17 protein-coding genes and 3 tRNA genes are annotated in these 17,084 nt (G+C 62.2%); 9 read left to right on the top strand and 11 right to left on the bottom strand.

Annotated features, from left to right (window positions below):
- Window positions 1-12: 12 nt before the first annotated feature.
- The 4 genes from F506_RS15025 to F506_RS15010 form a co-directional block, all read right to left on the bottom strand.
- Window positions 13-903 carry a cobalamin-binding protein gene (locus F506_RS15025; protein ID WP_053198705.1) on the bottom strand — a complete coding sequence of 297 codons (891 nt, stop codon included), beginning with the start codon at window positions 901-903 and terminating at the stop codon, window positions 13-15.
- Window positions 903-1,742 (bottom strand): pantoate--beta-alanine ligase, encoded by an 840-nt coding sequence (gene panC / locus F506_RS15020; RefSeq protein WP_053198703.1) that lies wholly within the window; start codon window positions 1,740-1,742, stop codon window positions 903-905. The genes F506_RS15025 and panC overlap by 1 nt, the downstream gene beginning before the upstream one ends.
- Before the next feature lie 65 nt (window positions 1,743-1,807).
- On the bottom strand, window positions 1,808-2,674 hold the full coding sequence (locus F506_RS15015; RefSeq protein ID WP_053198701.1) for a segregation and condensation protein A: 867 nt from the start codon (window positions 2,672-2,674) through the stop codon (window positions 1,808-1,810).
- 9 nt (window positions 2,675-2,683) lie between these two features.
- A complete protein-coding gene (locus F506_RS15010; protein ID WP_053198698.1) occupies window positions 2,684-2,890 on the bottom strand; it encodes a DUF3460 family protein in 207 nt (68 codons plus the stop codon).
- 80 nt (window positions 2,891-2,970) lie between these two features.
- Here F506_RS15010 and F506_RS15005 point away from each other — a divergent pair, with 80 nt between their 5' ends.
- Complete coding sequence (locus F506_RS15005; RefSeq protein ID WP_053201677.1) at window positions 2,971-3,480, top strand: outer membrane protein assembly factor BamE; 510 nt, start codon at window positions 2,971-2,973, stop codon at window positions 3,478-3,480.
- A gap of 30 nt (window positions 3,481-3,510) precedes the next feature.
- On the opposite strand, the gene F506_RS15000 is transcribed toward F506_RS15005, so the two are convergent.
- From F506_RS15000 to F506_RS14985, 4 genes are read right to left on the bottom strand one after another with little or no spacing between them, the layout of a single operon-like run.
- Window positions 3,511-5,211: a Na/Pi cotransporter family protein gene (locus tag F506_RS15000; protein ID WP_053198697.1), complete on the bottom strand. Its 1,701-nt coding sequence runs from the start codon at window positions 5,209-5,211 to the stop codon at window positions 3,511-3,513.
- On the bottom strand, window positions 5,208-6,005 hold the full coding sequence (locus F506_RS14995) for an HAD-IIB family hydrolase (RefSeq protein ID WP_053198695.1): 798 nt from the start codon (window positions 6,003-6,005) through the stop codon (window positions 5,208-5,210). The genes F506_RS15000 and F506_RS14995 overlap by 4 nt, the downstream gene beginning before the upstream one ends.
- A 1-nt stretch (window position 6,006) precedes the next feature.
- Window positions 6,007-7,536: a glycerol-3-phosphate dehydrogenase gene (glpD, locus tag F506_RS14990; RefSeq protein WP_053201675.1), complete on the bottom strand. Its 1,530-nt coding sequence runs from the start codon at window positions 7,534-7,536 to the stop codon at window positions 6,007-6,009.
- An 8-nt stretch (window positions 7,537-7,544) separates the two neighbouring features.
- Window positions 7,545-8,591 carry a sugar-binding transcriptional regulator gene (locus F506_RS14985; protein ID WP_053198693.1) on the bottom strand — a complete coding sequence of 349 codons (1,047 nt, stop codon included), beginning with the start codon at window positions 8,589-8,591 and terminating at the stop codon, window positions 7,545-7,547.
- Window positions 8,592-8,595: 4 nt separating this feature from the next.
- On the opposite strand from F506_RS14985, the gene F506_RS14980 reads away from it, so the two are divergent.
- A complete protein-coding gene (locus F506_RS14980) occupies window positions 8,596-8,793 on the top strand; it encodes a hypothetical protein (RefSeq protein ID WP_053198691.1) in 198 nt (65 codons plus the stop codon).
- On the opposite strand, the gene F506_RS14975 is transcribed toward F506_RS14980, so the two are convergent.
- Together F506_RS14975 and metG are read right to left on the bottom strand one after the other, a co-directional pair.
- The gene (locus tag F506_RS14975) at window positions 8,790-9,278 is read right to left on the bottom strand and encodes a GNAT family N-acetyltransferase (RefSeq protein ID WP_053201673.1); all 489 of its coding nucleotides are present in this window, start codon (window positions 9,276-9,278) and stop codon (window positions 8,790-8,792) included. The genes F506_RS14980 and F506_RS14975 overlap by 4 nt on opposite strands.
- Before the next feature lie 23 nt (window positions 9,279-9,301).
- A complete protein-coding gene (gene metG, locus F506_RS14970; RefSeq protein WP_053198688.1) occupies window positions 9,302-11,377 on the bottom strand; it encodes a methionine--tRNA ligase in 2,076 nt (691 codons plus the stop codon).
- Between the two features lie 219 nt (window positions 11,378-11,596).
- Between metG and apbC the strand changes: the two genes are divergently transcribed.
- The 7 genes from apbC (at window position 11,597) to F506_RS14930 (ending at window position 16,363) form a co-directional block, all read left to right on the top strand.
- Window positions 11,597-12,685 carry an iron-sulfur cluster carrier protein ApbC gene (gene apbC / locus F506_RS14965; RefSeq protein WP_053198686.1) on the top strand — a complete coding sequence of 363 codons (1,089 nt, stop codon included), beginning with the start codon at window positions 11,597-11,599 and terminating at the stop codon, window positions 12,683-12,685.
- A 63-nt stretch (window positions 12,686-12,748) separates the two neighbouring features.
- Entirely contained in the window at window positions 12,749-13,195 is a 447-nt protein-coding gene (locus F506_RS14960; RefSeq protein ID WP_053198685.1) for a DUF4399 domain-containing protein, read from the top strand.
- 123 nt (window positions 13,196-13,318) lie between these two features.
- Window positions 13,319-14,734, top strand: a complete 1,416-nt coding sequence (gene gltX, locus F506_RS14955) for a glutamate--tRNA ligase (RefSeq protein ID WP_053198683.1) — start codon at window positions 13,319-13,321, stop codon at window positions 14,732-14,734.
- Between the two features lie 70 nt (window positions 14,735-14,804).
- Window positions 14,805-14,880, top strand: a tRNA-Ala gene (locus F506_RS14950).
- Window positions 14,881-14,966: 86 nt separating this feature from the next.
- Window positions 14,967-15,042 (top strand) — tRNA-Glu (locus tag F506_RS14945).
- 46 nt (window positions 15,043-15,088) lie between these two features.
- Window positions 15,089-15,164, top strand: a tRNA-Glu gene (locus F506_RS14940).
- Between the two features lie 407 nt (window positions 15,165-15,571).
- On the top strand, window positions 15,572-16,363 hold the full coding sequence (locus F506_RS14930) for an enoyl-CoA hydratase-related protein (RefSeq protein ID WP_053198678.1): 792 nt from the start codon (window positions 15,572-15,574) through the stop codon (window positions 16,361-16,363).
- A gap of 68 nt (window positions 16,364-16,431) precedes the next feature.
- On the opposite strand, the gene F506_RS14925 is transcribed toward F506_RS14930, so the two are convergent.
- Window positions 16,432-17,013, bottom strand: a complete 582-nt coding sequence (locus tag F506_RS14925; RefSeq protein WP_053198677.1) for a DJ-1/PfpI family protein — start codon at window positions 17,011-17,013, stop codon at window positions 16,432-16,434.
- Between the last annotated feature and the right edge of the window lie 71 nt (window positions 17,014-17,084).

The raw sequence follows: 17,084 nt of genomic DNA, 5'->3' as shown, positions 1-17,084 counted from the left end.
TTTTAACAGGCCCTAGCGGCGCGAGCGCACCGTGTCGAGGATCTTGCAGACCTCTTCGGTCGCGTCGAGCACGCGTGGCCCCGGACGGTTGAGCCAGTCGGCGTTGACCGTGAACAGGTTGCCGGCGGCCACCGCCTTCATCTTGCTGAACTGGCGCCATTCGTCGAGCGGGTGATCCCTGGCGTCGTCGGGGGTGAGGATGGCTTCGGGATTGGCGGCGATCACCGACTCCAGGCTGACGTGCGGCGCCAGCTGCGGCAAGTCGCCGAAGATGTTGTTGCCGCCGCAGGTGCGTAGCACCGTCGATACCATGTGCTTGCCGTTGAGCGTCATCAGCGGGCGTCCCCAGATCTGATAGAACACGTTGACCGGCTTGCGGTCGCGATAGTTGCGGCTCAGCGCCTGCCAGCGCGCGCGGAAATCTGCGGCGGCTTTTTTTCCTTCCGCCTCGGTGCCGCTGAGCGCGCCCAACCGTTCCAGCGACGTCGCAATCGTCGCGTAGTCGGCCGGTTGGCTTTCAAACACGGGCAAACCGAATGAACGCAGTTGCTGCAATTGCGAGGCCGAATTGCCGCTGCGCCAGGCCAGCACCAGATCGGGTTTGAGGGTGAGGATTTTTTCGATGTCGACCGCGCCGATGCGGCCGACCGAGGTCACTTGCGACGCGGCCGGAGGATAGTTGCTGTAATTGCTGACGCCGATGACATACGGTCCAGCGCCGGCGGCATAGAGCAATTCGGTGGTGTGAGGCGACAAGCTGACGATGCGGCGCGCCGGTTTTTCCAGGCGGATGTCGTTGCCGAAATCGTCGGTGACGGTAATGTTTGCGGCGGCGTTGCCCGCATAAAGCAAAGCAAGCGCCGCCGGCAGAGCGGAACGCAGCGACGTCAGCCGATGGCGCATCAGACTTCGAGATTGTCGATCAGGCGCGTCTTGCCGAGCTTGGCGGCGGCGACCACGACCAGTTGTTCGCCTTGCGCCAGATCGCCGGCAGACGGCGGTTGCAGGTCGTTGCGTTTGCGGATCGACACGTAATCGGGTTGCCAGCCGCGCTGCGCCAGCGCATCCATGGCCTTGCGCTCGAGCTTGAAGACGTCGGGATGGCCGCCACGCACTTCGTCGGCGACCTGGTTGAGCACCTTGTACAGTTCGGGCGCTTCGGCGCGCTCGTCGGAGGACAGGTAGCCGTTGCGCGAGGACAGCGCCAGGCCGTCGTCGGCGCGCCAGGTTTCGGCAGCGATGATTTCGGTCGGCAGCGCGAACTGGCGCGCCATGTTGCGCACGATCATGAGCTGCTGGTAATCCTTCTTGCCGAACACTGCTACGCGCGGTTGCACGCACGAGAACAGCTTGAGCACGACGGTCGTTACGCCGGTGAAAAAGCCGGGACGGAATTCGCCTTCGAGGATATTGCCGAGGTCATCCGGCGGCTGCACGCGGTATTCCTGCGGTTCGGGATAGAGATCTCTTTCGGTCGGTGCGAACAGGACGTAGACACCTTCTTTTTCCAGTTTTTCGACGTCGGCCTGGAAGGTGCGCGGATACTTGTCGAAGTCTTCGTTCGGTCCGAACTGCAGGCGATTGACGAAAATCGACGCCACCACCGGATCGCCGTGGGTGCGGGCCAGGCGCATCAGCGACAAGTGGCCTTCGTGCAGGTTGCCCATGGTCGGGACGAAGGCGGTGCGCAATTGGCCGCGCAGCTGGTCGCGCAGTTCTTCGATGGACGAGATGATTTTCATGGCGTTATGTCGTGGATGGGGTACGGAAGCGGGCTGCGCTGTACTGGAACGGCCGGGCTGACGAATCAGCTCGGCGAGTACGACAGCCGCACGTAAATCGGCGCGAAGGCTTCGGCCTGGGTGATTTCGATCAGGGTTTCCTTGGCCAGCTCGAGCAGGGCGATGAAGTTCACCACCACCACCGGCACGCCGCGCGCCGGATCGAACAGTTCGGCGAACTCGACGAAGCGCGCCGAGCGCAGGCGGCGCAGGATGCCGGTCATGTGCTCGCGCACCGACAGTTCTTCGCGGCTGATGTGGTGATGCGCGGTCAGCTTGGCGCGGCGCATGATGTCGGTCCACACGGCTTGCAGGTCGTCGAGATTGACTTCGGGCCAGCGCGTGACCACGGTTTGCTCCACGTAGACCTGGGTGCGGACGTAGTCGCGGCCGACTTGCGGCAGCGAATCGAGTTCTTGCGCGGCCAGCTTCATCTGTTCGTACTCGAGCAGGCGGCGCACCAGCTCAGCACGCGGATCCTCGGCTTCTTCGCCGGAGTCGGCCTTCTTGACCGGCAGCAGCATGCGCGATTTGATCTCGATCAGCATCGCCGCCATCAGCAGGTATTCTGCGGCCAGCTCAAGGTTGTGTTTGCGGATCTGCTCGACGTATTCCAGATACTGCAGGGTGACCTGCGCCATCGGGATGTCGAGGATGTTGAAGTTCTGTTTGCGGATCAGGTACAGCAGCAGATCCAGCGGTCCCTGGAACGCTTCCAGGAAAATCTCCAGCGCGTCCGGCGGAATGTACAGATCGTTGGGCAGCTTGAACAGCGGCTCGCCGTACAGCTTGGCGAACGCAACGCCATCGACCACGTTGGGGGTCGAGTCCGGCTGGCCTTCCAGCGTCAGTTCGGCAGCGTCGGAGGATGGAGTCCCGGCGTTTTCGATCATGCTGACTGATTAATGGTTTTGGTAAACGTAAGGCTGTTGCTTGACGCGGGATTCGGTCTCGCGCGCGGTCTTGTCCAGATCCAGCGGCGTCTTGTCCCACAGCAAGGCACGGCCGGCGCGTTGCTGTTCTTCGAGGTCGGGATTCTTTTCCTTGAGTTCGGCGATGAACTTGGTGGCTTCCGACTCGTACGAGGTGAAAAGTTTGCTGAAGAACATGATTTATCCCGGGATTTCTTGTTAACTGGCTAATAACCGCTATTCTACCCTGTCTTGAAGCACGAACATCAAACATGACCATGATCAAAAACAAGTTGCTGGCCCGGCTGCTGGCCGTCTGCGCGACAGTGCTTGCGCTCGGTTGCGACCGCAACGGCAATCCGGTGGAGGAATTCGGTTTGGACAAGTTGAACAAAGGCGTATCGACCGAGGCCGACGTGCGCGGCGTGATGGGGCAGCCGGACAGCGTACGCGAGGAGAGCGACGGCGGCCGCACGCTGGAATATCCGAAGGGGCCGCAAGGCGTGCGGACCTGGATGTTCCGCATCGGCGCCGACGGAAAATTGTCGGATTATCAACAAGTGTTGACGGCAGAAAACTTCGACAAGGTGCAAAAGGGCATGAGCCGCGAAGAGGTGCGCAACATGCTCGGCCGCCCGCGCACCGTGGTGCCGTTCCCGCGCAAGAAGGAAGAAGTGTGGGACTGGAAATACCTGCACGTCCATGAAGAACGGCTGTTCAACGTGCATTTTGACATGGAGACCGGCAAGGTCGTGCGCATGTCGATTTCGGAGATTTCCGGGCACTGACCGGTGGTCGCTACCGGTCAGCGGGTTTGATCAGGGCGGATGCGAGTAGTCGCCGAACTCCTGGCGCTCCTGCACCACCACCGGATCGTCCCCGATGTCCATGCGGCTGCGGCGCAGCATGCCGGCTTCGTCCAGCACCGGATACGCGGTCGAGCAGAACAGCGAATGCATGCGGCGCATGTCGCTGATCAGGTCCAGGTGCAGGGAACTGGTTTCGATGCTTTGCTGGGTTTCGCCGGCCAGGCGGGTGAGGTGGGTCTTTGAGTAGGCCCGTTCGAGATCGCGGAAGGCTTCCTTCTCGGCCAGCAGTTTTTGCGCGCTCTTGAGGTCGCCGTCGAGGAAAACCGACAGGCCCAGTTGCAGGCTCGCCACCAGGCGCGCGTGCATTTCGCAGACCTCGTTCATGCCGGCCGCGGAGAAGCTGCGCTGCAGCGCAATCTTCTTGCTTTCGATGCCCTTGACGATGCGTTCGATGATGTCGCCGGCCTGTTCCAGGTTGATGGTCAGCGTGACGATATTGGTCCAGCGGCGCACTTCCTTCTCATTAAGCTCTTCGCGTGAGACGCGAGCGAGGTACATTTTCACCGCCGTGTACAACTTGTCGACGTCGTCGTCGAGCTTGCGGATCTGCTGCGCACGTTGCTGGTTGTTGTCGCGGATGACCGGCAACAGGCTCAGCAGCATCTTCTCGATCAGGTCGCCGATGCGCAGCACTTCACGCGAGGCATTGGCCAAGGCCAGCGAGGGGGTGTCGATGGCCGCGAGGTCAAGATGGCGCGCGACGGCGGCGTCTTCCTCGTCCTTCTGCGACTCGGGCAACAGTCGCACGCACAGGCGCGACATCGGTTCCACCAGCGGCAGCAGCAGGCCGCAGCGCACCGTGTTGTACAGCACGTGGAAGGCCACCACGCTCAGGCGCAGATCCTTGCCCAGCAGGGCGATCCACAACTCGATGTAATGGATGAAGGGCAGCACCACGATCGCGCCCGACAGGCGGAACAGCATGCTGCCCAGCGCTACCCGCCGGCCCGCGACGTTCTGGCTGGCCGCAGTCAGCAGCGCCAGGATGCCGCTGCCGAGATTGGCGCCGATCACGAGGCACAGCGCGACTTTCAGCGAAATGATGCCGGAGGTCGCCAGCGTCGCCGCCAGCAGCACGGCGGCCAGGCTGGAGTAGGTCAGCATCGCGAACACTGCGCCGATCAGCGCGTCGAGGATGATGTCGCCGGTCAGTGTGGAAAACAGCACCTTGATGCCGGCGCCCTGGATCATCGGCCGCGTCGCCGCCGTGATCATTTCCAGCGCCAGCAGGATCAGGCCGAGGCCGATCACGGCGCGGGCCAGTCGGCCGGTCGAGGTGTGACGGCGCGAGAGATAGACCACCACGCCGCCGAAAATCAGCAGCGGCGAAATCCACGACAGGTCGAAACTCAGCACGCCCGTCATCAGCGCGGTGCCGACGTCGGCGCCGAGCATGATGGTCAGCGCCGGCGTCAGTCCGACCAGGCCCTGGGCGACGAAGGAGCAGACGATGACGGCGGTGGCGTTGCTGCTCTGGACCAGGCTGGTGACGCCGACACCGGCCAGGAAGGCCAGGCTGCGGCGCTTGATGCTGGTGCTCAGGATGCGGCGCAGCTGCGCGCCGTAGACGCGCAGCACGTCGGTGCGCACGATGTGGGTGCCCCATACCAGCAGGGCCAATGCGGAAAGCAGGTTGAGAAGGGTGGTCATGGCTCCAGCAGGTGTTGCGTCAGTTCGGCAAATCCGGCGCCGCTGGCCCGGTGCGTGATGAAACGAGGCGGATGCGGCAGGCGATCGGCAAAATCGAGCACGTTGGCCACACCCACCGACAGCGGGAAATAGGCGAACATCGGCGCATCGTTGGGCGAGTCGCCGGCGAACACGCAACGATGGCGTTCGGCTTCGTCGTCCAGATCGATGTCGTAGCGCTCCTGCATCATCAGGCGCGCCATGCTGAGTTTGTCGTAGTCGCCGAACCAGCCGTTGACGTGAATCGAGCTGATTTTGGCGGTCATGCCTGCTTCTTCCATAATCCTTACGATGCAATCGATTACATCAAGTTCCAATGATGGCACGTCTTCGCAGAAATCGATGGCCAGATCGTACTGGCGGCAGAACTGATCCGAGGCGACCGCGCAGCCCGGGACTTCGCGCAGGATTTTTTCGCGCACCGCAGCCAGGCGGGCGGTGTTTTCACGGCGGATATCTTCTTCCAGCAGATGGCGCGTGTGCAGTTTGCCGCTGGCGCCGTCACGCCACATGTAGAGCGCGCCGTTTTCTCCGATGACGCCGTCGACCGGCCACATGCGCGCGATATGGTCGCACCAGCCGGCCGGACGTCCGGTCACGGGAATGACGCGCAAGCCGCTGCGCTGCAGCGATTCCAGCGCCTCATAGGCTTGAGCGCTGAGCTTGCCACCGGTGGTGAGGGTGTCGTCGATGTCGGTAAAGACGGTCGTGACTTGCCTGGCTTGTTCGCGTGGAAGCTGGTTCAGCGGCTTCATGTCAGCTCCGGCGCGGGCAGCGTTCGTTGAACCACGCGGCAAACTCGGCGCGCTGCTCTTGGCTCATGTGCAGGCCGCACTTGGTGCGGCGCCACAGGATGTCGTCCGGCTGGTAAGCCCATTCGTTCGTGATCAGGTAATCGACCTCGCGCTGCACCAGGCCGCCGCCGAAGTCGCGGCCCAGTTCGTCCGGCGTCTGCGCTTCCTTGAGGATGACGTGGGCGATGCGGCCGTGGCGACCGAACAGGCGCGTCAGGAAGTGGGCATCGAGCCCGGCGTATTTCTTTTTCAGGTAATCCAGTTCCTGGGCGCGGTCGGCGCGCTTGAACTTGCCGCCGGGCAGGGCTTCGTCCTTGCTCCATGAGCCGCGGCGGGTCCTGGTCCAGGGCGCCAGTTTTTCCAGTACCGATTCGGCCAGGCGGCGATAGGTGGTGATCTTGCCGCCGTAGACCGACACGCACGGAACGTTGTCGGCGTCATGCAGCATCAGCGTGTAGTCGCGCGTGACCGCCGACGGATTGTCGGACTCGTCGTCGAACAGCGGGCGCACGCCGGCGTAGCGCCAGACGATGTCGGCGTCGCTGATGGGCTTGGCGAGATACTGATTGACCGCGCGCAGCAGGTAGGCTTCTTCGTCGGTGCTGATCGTGGCGCCGTTGTCCATGTTCTCCTGCGGCACGTCGGTGGTGCCGATCAGCGTGAACTTGTCTTCGTAGGGAATCATGAAGACGATGCGCTTGTCGTCGTTTTGCAGGATGTAGGCGTGCTCGCCGGCAAACAGGCGCGGCACCACGATGTGGCTGCCGCGCACCAGCTTGACGGCGGCATGCACTTTGCCTTGCCGGGCCGGGTTGAGCAGCTGGTCTATCTTCGCCACCCACGGTCCGGCGGTGTTGACGACCGCACGCGCGGTGAGCTGCTCGCGTGTTCCGGTGACGGTGTTTTCGACTTCACATTGCCACAGGCCGTTGCTGCGCCTGGCGTCGACCAGGCGCGTGCGCGCGAAGATGTCGGCACCGTGTTCCTGGGCGCTCAGCAGGTTCAGGATCACCAGGCGGGCGTCATCGACCCAGGCGTCGGAATAGGCGAAGCCGCGCGTGATATCCATGCGCAGACCACTCGGCGCATTCATCTGATCGAGCTTGATGCCTGCCGAATGCGGCAGCGTGATGCGGCCGCCGATATGGTCGTACATCCACAAGCCGAGGCGGATCATCCAGCGTGGGCGCAGGCCCTTGACGTGCGGCATGACGAAGCGCAGCGGCCAGGCGATGTGCGGTGCGATGTTGAGCAGATGTTCGCGCTCGGCCAGCGCTTCGGCGACCAGGCGAAATTCATAGTATTCGAGATAGCGCAGCCCGCCGTGGATCAGCTTGGTGCTGGCCGACGAGGTCGCGCCGGCGAAATCGTTTTGCTCGCACAGGGCGACCTTGAGACCGCGTCCGGCGGCATCGCGCGCCACGCCGGCGCCGTTGATGCCGCCGCCGATGATCAGGAGATCGTAGGTTTCCGAAGTGGTCGCTGTACTCATTACGTTGCTCATTGCTTTGATTTCTTGCGGTTGGTCTTGTTGTTTGCGGTCTTGCCGGCGGGCGCTTCCGTTGCCGCCTCGCCTTCGTTTTCGTCCAGCTGTTGCACCAGCAGCCGGGCGGTGGGTTCGTCGATCACCAGTTCATTGATGAAGCCGCCCAGTAACGCTGCGCGCAGGCCGGGAATCTTGCCCTTGCCGGACACCACGCAGATCGAATGCGCGGCGCGCTGGAAGCGGTCGAGATCCGGACCGCTGCTGCGCGCATTGAGCGCGACGTCGCGCCAGCTGCCGTCATCGCGGAAGAACACGGTGGCGATGTCGCCGATCACGTCGTCGCGGCGGATGTCTTGCTGGTCCTGCTTGTCGAGGTAGCCGCCGGTGTGGATGTGGCTGCCGGTTTCGGCAGCGCCGATGCTGAACAGCAGGATCGACGCGTCGTTCTGCAGCGTGCGGATGGCCTTGATGCTGCGTTCGCGCCACAGCGCGGTGCGCGTGTCGGCATAGTCGAAGAACGCCGGCACCGGGAAGCTGTGGGCGCGGCCGCCATAGTTCTGGGCGAAGCGCGACACCAGCGATTCGCCGAAGGTGTTGACGATGTTGGCGCCGGCGCCGGAACCGTTGAGCTGCACCACGTCGACGTCGTGTACGGCCTTCGGACTCAGGTTGTCGGCGATGGCGGCGACGGTGTTGCCCCAGGCCAGGCCGATGACGGTGGACGGCTGCATCAGCGTATTCAGGTAGGCGGCGGTGTGCGCGGCGACGCGCTGCATGCTTTCGCGCTCGGTGGCGGCGGCCGGCACCGGCACTACCTGGATCGAGCGCAGCGGATGGTGTTTGGTGATGGCAGCTTCGAGATTGCCAGAGAGTTCCTGCGGATCGTGCACGCGGATCTCGACCAGGCCGTTTTCCATGGCGTAGGACAGCAGACGCGACACGGTCGCGCGCGAAGTGCCGATCTCTTCCGCGATGGCAGCCGTCGTCATGTTCTGGAAGTAGTACAGGCGTGCGACGCGCACGGCCGAATAAGCGATGTCCTGACGTTCCCCGGTAGCCATTTTTATGTTTGAACAGATGCTCAGTAGTATTGAACGTTTGTACAATAATCGAATTGATTCGATAAATCAAGTCCGGCGCCTGACGCCGTGCAGCATCGGCGTGCCGGTGCAAGCCGACGTGATGACGAGTGGAAACAGGGACGGGGAAGAAAAAGAAAAGCCGTCGCAGGCGACGGCTCTGAATGCGGAGAAGGTTTCTTAGTTGCGCAGCCAGCGACGCATCACGATGGGTGCAGGCTCCATCGGGTTGGCGCGGGTGTATTCCAGCTCGGGGGCGATTTCAAAGCCGAAGGCGGCGTAGACGTCGAGCAGTTGCTCCTGGTCGCTGCGGACCGCCAGGCGCAGCTCGCCGATGTCGGCGGCGAGGGCGCGATGAATCAGCGCTTCCATCAGATGCTGCGACAGCCGTTCGCCGCGATAGCCGGGCAGGATGCCCATGCGCAGGATTTCCCAGACGCCGAGTTCAGTGTCCAGCGGCAGCCAGCGCACCGAACCGGCCGGCACATCGTCGCGCAGCAGCACGAAACCGCCGCCGCGTTGCAGGTCTTCAGCAACGCGCTTGGGTTCTTCACGATGGCCGCTCGAGCTGGGCGCAACCTTGTTGGCCCAGCTGGCGCGCGTGAGTTCGGCGATCAGCTCCGCGTCGTCGACGGTGGCTTCGCGGATCAGAAGGTCGGTGTCTGCCATGAGCTTGTCCGTGTGACGCCGGATCAACGAACCCGCATGCCCGGCTCGGCGCCCGGCCACGGATTGAGCACATAGATGCCAGGCTTGGCTTTTTCATCCTTGGCCGAAGCGGCCAGCACCATGCCTTCGGAAATGCCGAACTTCATCTTGCGCGGCGCCAGGTTGGCGACCATCACGGTCAGCTTGCCGACCAGCTCTTCCGGCTTGTAGGCCGAAGCGATGCCGGAGAACACATTGCGCGTCTTGCCTTCGCCGGCGTCCAGCGTCAGCCGCAGCAGCTTGGTCGAGCCTTCGACGGCTTCGCAATTCACAATTTTGGCAATGCGCAAATCAATCTTGGCGAAATCGTCGATGCTGATTTCGGGCGCGAGTTCTTCGATGCCGGCGTCAGCGGTTTCGGCAGGTGCAGCAGCAACTTCCGGCGCATCGAACAGCGCATCCAGCATCTTGGGATCGACGCGTTGCATCAGGTGGGCGTAGGCGTTGATCACGTGGCCATCGGGCAGCGCGGTCTGGACGTCAGCCCAGGCGAACGGCGCGACATTGAGGAAGCCCTCGACCTGCGCGGCCAGTTGCGGCAGCACCGGTTTCAGGTAGACGGTCAGGATGCGGAAGGCCTCCAGCAGGCGGCTGCAGACTTCATGCAATTGCGCATCCTTGGCGGTGTCCTTGGCCAGTTCCCATGGCTTGTTGGCGTCAACGTAGGCGTTGATGACGTCGGCTTGCTCCATGATCGCGCGCAGGGCTTTGCCGTATTCGCGTTGCTCGTAGAGCGCCAGGATGTCCGGCGCGATGCCGCGCAGCTTCGCCAGGAAAGCGTCGTCGGCAGTCGCCCACGCGGTGGACAGCTTGCCGTCGAAACGCTTGGCGATGAAGCCGGCCGCGCGGCTGGCGATGTTGACGTATTTGCCGATCAGGTCGGCGTTGACGCGTGCCACAAAGTCGTCCGGGTTGAAGTCGACGTCTTCCACCTTGGCGTTGAGCTTGGCGGCGATGTAGTAGCGCAGCCATTCCGGGTTCATGCCGATGTCGAGGTAGCGCAGCGGCGAGATGCCGGTGCCGCGCGACTTCGACATTTTTTCGCCACTGACGGTGATGAAGCCGTGCGCGAATACGTTGGTCGGCGTCTTGCGGCCGGCGAACTTGAGCATGGCGGGCCAGAACAGCGTGTGGAAGTAGGTGATGTCCTTGCCGATGAAATGGTACTGCTCGGTCTTGTCGTCGGCCATGAAGGCGTCGAAATCGCGACCGGTCTTCTCGAAGTAATTTTTCAGCGAAGCCAGGTAACCGATCGGCGCATCCAGCCAGACATAGAAGTACTTGCCCGGCGCATCGGGAATTTCGATGCCGAAGTAAGGCGCGTCGCGGCTGATGTCCCAGTCGCCCAGGCCGGTGTTTTCTTCATCCTTGCCGTCCAGCCATTCACGGCACTTGTTGGCGACTTCCGGCTGCAGGCGGTTATTGTCCAGGGCCCATTCACGCAGGAAGGCCACGCACTTCGGATCCGACAGCTTGAAGAAGAAGTGCTCCGACGATTTCATTACCGGCGTCGCGCCCGACAGCGTCGAGTACGGATTCTTGAGGTCGGTCGGCGCATAGACGGCGCTGCAGTTTTCACAGGAGTCGCCGTACTGGTCCTTGGTGCCGCACTTCGGGCATTCGCCCTTGATGTAGCGGTCCGGCAGGAACATGTTCTTGACCGGGTCGAAGAACTGGTCGATGGTCTTGGTCGTGATCAGTTTGGCATCGTCGCGCAGGGCGCGGTAGATGTCTTGCGACAGCTGGTGGTTTTCCTTGCTGTCGGTCGAGCTCCAGTTGTCGAAGGCGATGTGGAAGCCGTCCAGGTATTGCTTGCGTCCGGCCGAGATGTCGGCGACGAACTGCTGCGGCGTCACGCCGGCTTTTTCAGCCGCGATCATGATCGGCGCACCGTGGGCATCGTCGGCGCCGACGAAATGGACTTCATGGCCCTGCATTCGTTGGAACCGGACCCAGATATCGGCCTGGATGTATTCCATGATGTGGCCGATGTGGAACGCGCCGTTGGCGTAGGGAAGGGCGGTGGTAACGAAAAGTTGGCGTGACGATGAAGTGCTCATTGGCAATGCTTGCTTTGGGTGGGTGATCGGAAAGAGGGCCATTTTAGCAGCCGCGAGGCTTTTGGCGCAGGGGTGATGGACAAACAAGGCGCAAGCCGCAGTCATCGGAACGCCGATTTGATGTCTGGAAGGCAATTTTTTGCCGATGATGCTTTGTCGATCCGCCTGTGGCGGCGGCCCGATTGGTTTAGACTTGCGCATGTCTATCAAGGAGAGGTAATGAGCATCACCGCAGAAGTCGTCAAAGCAGCGCTGTCCCAGGTTATCGACCCCAATACCGGCAAGGATCTGGTGGCGGGCAAGTCGGTCAGGAACATTCAGATCACCGGCGCCGATGTCGCCGTCGACGTCGAACTGGGCTATCCGGCCAACAGCCAGATCGAACCCATCCGCAGCGCCGCCGAGGCCGCCGTGCGCAGCGTGGCCGGCGTCGGCACGGTCAAGGCCAACGTCTATTTCAAGATCGTCGCGCATGCGGTGCAGCGCGGCATCAAGCTTAAATCCAACGTCAAGAACATCATCGCCGTGGCTTCGGGCAAGGGCGGTGTCGGCAAATCCACCACCGCCGCCAACCTGGCGCTGGCGCTGGCCGCCGAAGGTGCGCGGGTGGGCATCCTCGACGCCGACATCTACGGCCCGTCGCAGCCGATGATGCTGGGCATCGACGCCAAACCGGAAACCAAGGACGGCAAGACCATGGAGCCGCTGGAAAACCATGGCCTGCAAGTCTCCTCGATCGGCTTCATGATCGATCCGGACGAGCCGATGGTGTGGCGCGGCCCGATCGTCACGCAAGCCTTGCAGCAATTGCTGGACCAGACCAACTGGCGCGATCTTGATTATCTGATCGTCGACATGCCGCCGGGCACCGGCGACGTACAGCTGACGCTGTCGCAAAAGGTGCCGGTCACCGGTGCGGTGATCGTCACGACGCCGCAGGACATCGCCTTGCTGGATGCGCGCAAGGGCCTGAAGATGTTCGAGAAGGTGGGTATCCCCATCCTCGGCATCGTCGAGAACATGAGCACGCACATCTGCTCCAACTGCGGCCACGCTGAAGCGATCTTCGGCAGCGGCGGCGGCGAGAAGATGTGCGCCGACTTCGGCGTCGACTTCCTCGGCGCCTTGCCGCTGACGATGGAGATTCGCGAGCAGACCGATTCCGGCCGTCCGACGGTGGTGGCCGAGCCGAACGGCGCGGTGGCGGAGATTTACAAGAGCATCGCGCGCAAGGTTGCCGTCAAAGTGGCGGAAAAAGCCAAGGACATGACCAGCAAGTTTCCGAGCATCGTGATCCAGAACGATTGACCGGCTGATGCCGGCGGCGCCATGGGGGGAATCCGATTAACGAACGTAGCCAGGAGAACTGCAATGACATCCCTGATATCTGTGACATCCCGACCATCCCGACAGTCTCGACCATCCCGATTCATCAAGACCCTGCTTGCCGCATCCGTCCTGCTCGCCGCAACGGCGCAGGCGGCCGAGCCGTCGGTGTCGTTCACGGCGCCGATGGATGGTGCGGTCGTCACCAGTCCGTTCGACGCCAAGTTCGCCGTCACCGGCATGGAAGTCAAGCCGGCCGGCGAGATGGCGCCCAACACCGGCCATCATCACTTGCTGATCAATACCGGTCCGATCGCCAAGGGCGCGCCGATTCCGATGGACGACACTCACCTGCATTACGGCAAGGGCCAGACCGAAGCCAAGGTGACGCTGCCGCCCGGCAAGTACAAGCTGACCATGCAGTTCGCCGACGGCGCGCACCAGTCCTATGGTCCGGCCATGAGCAAGACCATCAACATCACCGTGAAGTAAAACCGGGGCGCCGCCCGCCGTCTGCCGCCGCTGCGTTCCATCGCGGCGGCCGACGCGGTAAAATGGCGTCTTTCCGATCAGACTGACAACGGCTTTGGCGTTCCAAGGCCGTTTTTATTTATCATGACATCCACAGCACCTACTACTCCCGTTCGCACCCGTTTTGCGCCCAGCCCGACTGGCTATCTTCACCTGGGCGGCGCACGTACGGCCTTGTTTTCGTGGGCCTATGCGCGCCGTTTTGGCGGCACCTTCATCCTGCGCATCGAAGACACCGACCTGGAGCGTTCCACCCCGGAAGCGGTGCAGGCCATCATCGACGGCATGCAGTGGCTGGGACTGAGCCATGACGAAGGTCCGTTCTATCAGATGAAGCGCATGGCCCGCTACCGCGAAGTGGTGGCGGAAATGCTGTTGCAGGGCACCGCCTATCATTGCTACTCCTCGCCGGAAGAAGTTGAAGCGATGCGCGAGCGTCAACGCGCCGCCGGTGAAAAGCCGCGTTACGACGGTACCTGGCGTCCGGAGCGCGGCAAGACCTTGCCGGCGATTCCGGAGGGGCGCAAGCCGGTAGTGCGTTTCCGCAATCCGCTCGACGGCGACGTCACTTGGGACGACGTGGTCAAGGGGCCTATCACGATTTCCAACCGCGAGCTGGATGACCTGGTGATCGCACGTCCGGACGGCACCCCGACCTACAACTTCTGCGTGGTGGTGGACGACTGGGACATGAAGATCACCCATGTGATCCGCGGCGACGACCATGTCAACAACACACCGCGCCAGATCAACATCCTCAAGGCGCTGGGCGGCACGCTGCCGCAATATGGCCACGTGCCGATGATCCTCGGCGCGGACGGCGAGAAGCTGTCCAAACGCCACGGTGCGGTCAGCGTGATGGATTATCCGGCGCAAGGTTTCTTGCCGGAAGCGATGCTGAATTACCTCGCGCGCCTGGGCTGGAGCCACGGCGACGAAGAGATTTTCTCGATGGAACAATTCTGCGGCTGGTTCGACCTCGACCACTTGTCGAAGTCGCCCGCGCAATTCAATCCGGAAAAACTGGCCTGGCTCAATAACCACTACATCAAGCTGGCCGACAACGAACGCCTGGCCGCGCTGGCGCGTCCGCTGCTGGAAAAAGAGGGGGCGCAATTCGACGGCGCGCCGCCGCTGGCGCAGACCATAGCACTGCTCAAGGAGCGCGCCAACACCGTTAATGAACTGGCGACCGCGGTGCAGATGTTCTACCGTCAGCCGGCTCCTGATGCAGCGCTGGTGGCGCAGCACATCACCGACGCGATCAAGCCGGCGCTGCAGGATTTCGCCGCACGCTGCGCCACGGTGGAATGGAACAAGGCCGCGCTGGGCGCCATGATCAAGGAAGTGCTGGCCGCCCACACGCTCAAGATGCCGCTGCTGGCGATGCCGTTGCGCCTGATCGTCGCAGGTCAGTTGCAGACCCCGGCGATCGACGCGGTGCTGGAATTGTTCGGGCGTGACGTTGTGTTGGCGCGCTTGCAAAACTATTTGTCATAAAAAGAGGGTCTTTTCTAAAAACCCGCTTGCTATTTACCCATGGGTATTGCATAATCTCGCTTCTTCGCAAGGGGGTATAGCTCAGCTGGGAGAGCGCTTGCATGGCATGCAAGAGGTCAGCGGTTCGATCCCGCTTACCTCCACCAGCGAACAAGCAGTAAGATGCAGGTAACAAACTGTGATGCCACACAGTCGTAGTACGGTAACAGCTGCGGGACATGATGTATGCGATGTCCCCATCGTCTAGAGGCCTAGGACATCACCCTTTCACGGTGAGTACGGGGGTTCGAATCCCCCTGGGGACGCCAGCTTTTGCAATGTGCTATTTGAACGGTTACTGCAGTACAGGACTTTGTCCCCATCGTCTAGAGGCCTAGGACATCACCCTTTCACGGTGAGTACGGGGGTTCGAATCCCCCTGGGGACGCCAAAACAAAAATGCCCGCTGATGCGGGCATTTTTATTTTGACGTCCCCAAGTGATGTGCCTGCGCACATCACTTGGGGGATTCGAAGGGTTTCGCTTGCAAGCGAAACCGCGGCCTGCCGAAGGTAGGCGAATCCCCGGACGCGCAGCGTTCGTTAGCCGGCTTCGAAGTTAACGCCGTAAAAAATAATCCCAAGAACAAAAAGCAATGTTTCGGCAAAGCCGAAACGCGCACGCCCGCAAAGCGGGCGAAACCCGCCGCAAATCCCGCCGCACTCACCTCCGCCTTTGTCCTCCCAAAGACAACCAATCTCCTCATTTCCGGCTAATCTCCTCCCGCACATCCCCTTGACCGCATTTTTCTTTTACCATCAGCCATCAAGTAATCAATAGAAGACAAAGGAGCACACCATGAGCCAAGCCGCCGATCTCGCCATCGACGCGCGCGGGGTAGCCACCATCACCCTGAACCGCCCCGAAGTCCACAACGCCTTCGACGACCTGTTGATCGCCCATCTGATCGACTTGATCGCGCAAGCGCGCGACAACCCGCAAGTCAAGGTGCTGGTGCTGGCCTCGACCGGCAAATCCTTTTCCGCCGGCGCCGATCTCGGCTGGATGCGCCGCATGGCCGACGCCACGCGCGAGGACAACATCAAGGACGCGCACCAGCTCGCCGCGCTGATGGAAAACCTCAACAATTTCCCATGCCCGACCGTGGCGCGTATCCAGGGCACGGTGATGGGCGGAGGCGTCGGCCTGGTGGCCTGTTGCGACGTCGCTATCGCCAGCGACCAGGCGTTTTTCGCGCTGTCGGAAGTCAAGCTCGGCCTGGCGCCTGCGGTCATCAGTCCGTACGTGATCGCCAAGATCGGCACGTCGCAGGCGCGCCGCTACTTCGTTACCGCCGAGCGCTTCACGGCCATCCGCGCCGCCGCCATCGACCTGGTGCATGAAGTGGTGCCGGCGGCGGAGCTGGAGGCAAAGACCGAACAAATCATCGCCACCTTGCTGGCCAACGGCCCGCAGGCCATGCGGCGAGCCAAGGAGCTGGCGCAGGTCGCCAATCCCTTGCCCGCCACGCCGGCGCTGCGCGACTACACCATCGGCGTGATCGCCGATCTGCGCGCGTCGGATGAGGGCAAGGAGGGCCTGCGCGCCTTCCTCGAAAAGGAATCGCCGGCCTGGATCGCCAGGCGTTGAGCAGCAAATGACGTAAAAAAGCCGCAGCCCATCACAGGCTGCGGCTTTTTTTCGGGCTAAGCAAAAGACTACAGCTTGATCTCCGTGCCCAGCACCTTGAGGAACTGCGCCAGCCACTCCGGATGCCCCGGCCATGCCGGCGAGGTGACGAAGTTGCCGTCGGTGACGGCGCTGTCGACGGCGATCTCGGCATAGTGGCCGCCGGCCAGTTTGACTTCCGGCGCGCAGGCCGGATAAGCCGAAATCTTCTTGCCCTCGATCACGCCCGCCGCCGCCAACAACTGCGCGCCGTGGCAGACCGCCGCGATCGGCTTCTTCGCTTCGGCGAAATGGCGCACGATGGCGATCACCTTGGCGTCCAGGCGCAGGTATTCCGGCGCGCGGCCGCCGGCAATGACAACGGCGTCGTATTTGGCCGGATCGACGTCGTCGAAGCTGGCATTGAGCGCGAACTGGTGGCCCGGCTTTTCGGTATAGGTCTGGTCGCCTTCAAAATCGTGGATGGCAGTCTTGATCTTGTCGCCGGCCTTCTTGCCGGGGCAGACGGCGTGCACCGTGTGACCGACCATTTGCAGCGCCTGGAAGGGCACCATGGTCTCGTAATCTTCGGCAAAGTCGCCGGTCAACAATAAAATCTTCTTTGCTGCCATGCTGATCTCCTGATGTGCGAGCCGGGAGGCTCTGGTGGGATTGCTGAAACACATACAATGCGCGCTGGTTG

The sequence above is a fragment of the Herbaspirillum hiltneri N3 genome, assembly GCF_001267925.1.
In the GTDB taxonomy this organism is placed as follows: Bacteria; Pseudomonadota; Gammaproteobacteria; order Burkholderiales; family Burkholderiaceae_D; genus Herbaspirillum; species Herbaspirillum hiltneri.
This window is presented reverse-complemented; position numbering and strand designations above follow the sequence as displayed.

Excerpts from the sequence above, each read along its gene's own strand:
- apbC (WP_053198686.1), top strand. The coding sequence starts at position 11,597 with ATGAGCATCACCGCAGAAGTCGTCAAAGCAGCGCTGTCCCAGGTTATC.
- glpD (WP_053201675.1), bottom strand. The coding sequence starts at position 7,536 with ATGAGTACAGCGACCACTTCGGAAACCTACGATCTCCTGATCATCGGC.
- F506_RS14975 (WP_053201673.1), bottom strand. The coding sequence starts at position 9,278 with ATGGCAGACACCGACCTTCTGATCCGCGAAGCCACCGTCGACGACGCG.
- F506_RS14995 (WP_053198695.1), bottom strand. The coding sequence starts at position 6,005 with ATGAAGCCGCTGAACCAGCTTCCACGCGAACAAGCCAGGCAAGTCACG.
- F506_RS15025 (WP_053198705.1), bottom strand. The coding sequence starts at position 903 with ATGCGCCATCGGCTGACGTCGCTGCGTTCCGCTCTGCCGGCGGCGCTT.
- F506_RS15010 (WP_053198698.1), bottom strand. The coding sequence starts at position 2,890 with ATGTTCTTCAGCAAACTTTTCACCTCGTACGAGTCGGAAGCCACCAAG.
- F506_RS14925 (WP_053198677.1), bottom strand. The coding sequence starts at position 17,013 with ATGGCAGCAAAGAAGATTTTATTGTTGACCGGCGACTTTGCCGAAGAT.
- F506_RS14985 (WP_053198693.1), bottom strand. The coding sequence starts at position 8,591 with ATGGCTACCGGGGAACGTCAGGACATCGCTTATTCGGCCGTGCGCGTC.
- F506_RS15015 (WP_053198701.1), bottom strand. The coding sequence starts at position 2,674 with ATGATCGAAAACGCCGGGACTCCATCCTCCGACGCTGCCGAACTGACG.
- metG (WP_053198688.1), bottom strand. The coding sequence starts at position 11,377 with ATGAGCACTTCATCGTCACGCCAACTTTTCGTTACCACCGCCCTTCCC.
- panC (WP_053198703.1), bottom strand. The coding sequence starts at position 1,742 with ATGAAAATCATCTCGTCCATCGAAGAACTGCGCGACCAGCTGCGCGGC.
- F506_RS15005 (WP_053201677.1), top strand. The coding sequence starts at position 2,971 with ATGATCAAAAACAAGTTGCTGGCCCGGCTGCTGGCCGTCTGCGCGACA.
- F506_RS14960 (WP_053198685.1), top strand. The coding sequence starts at position 12,749 with ATGACATCCCTGATATCTGTGACATCCCGACCATCCCGACAGTCTCGA.
- gltX (WP_053198683.1), top strand. The coding sequence starts at position 13,319 with ATGACATCCACAGCACCTACTACTCCCGTTCGCACCCGTTTTGCGCCC.
- F506_RS14930 (WP_053198678.1), top strand. The coding sequence starts at position 15,572 with ATGAGCCAAGCCGCCGATCTCGCCATCGACGCGCGCGGGGTAGCCACC.
- F506_RS14980 (WP_053198691.1), top strand. The coding sequence starts at position 8,596 with ATGTTTGAACAGATGCTCAGTAGTATTGAACGTTTGTACAATAATCGA.
- F506_RS15000 (WP_053198697.1), bottom strand. The coding sequence starts at position 5,211 with ATGACCACCCTTCTCAACCTGCTTTCCGCATTGGCCCTGCTGGTATGG.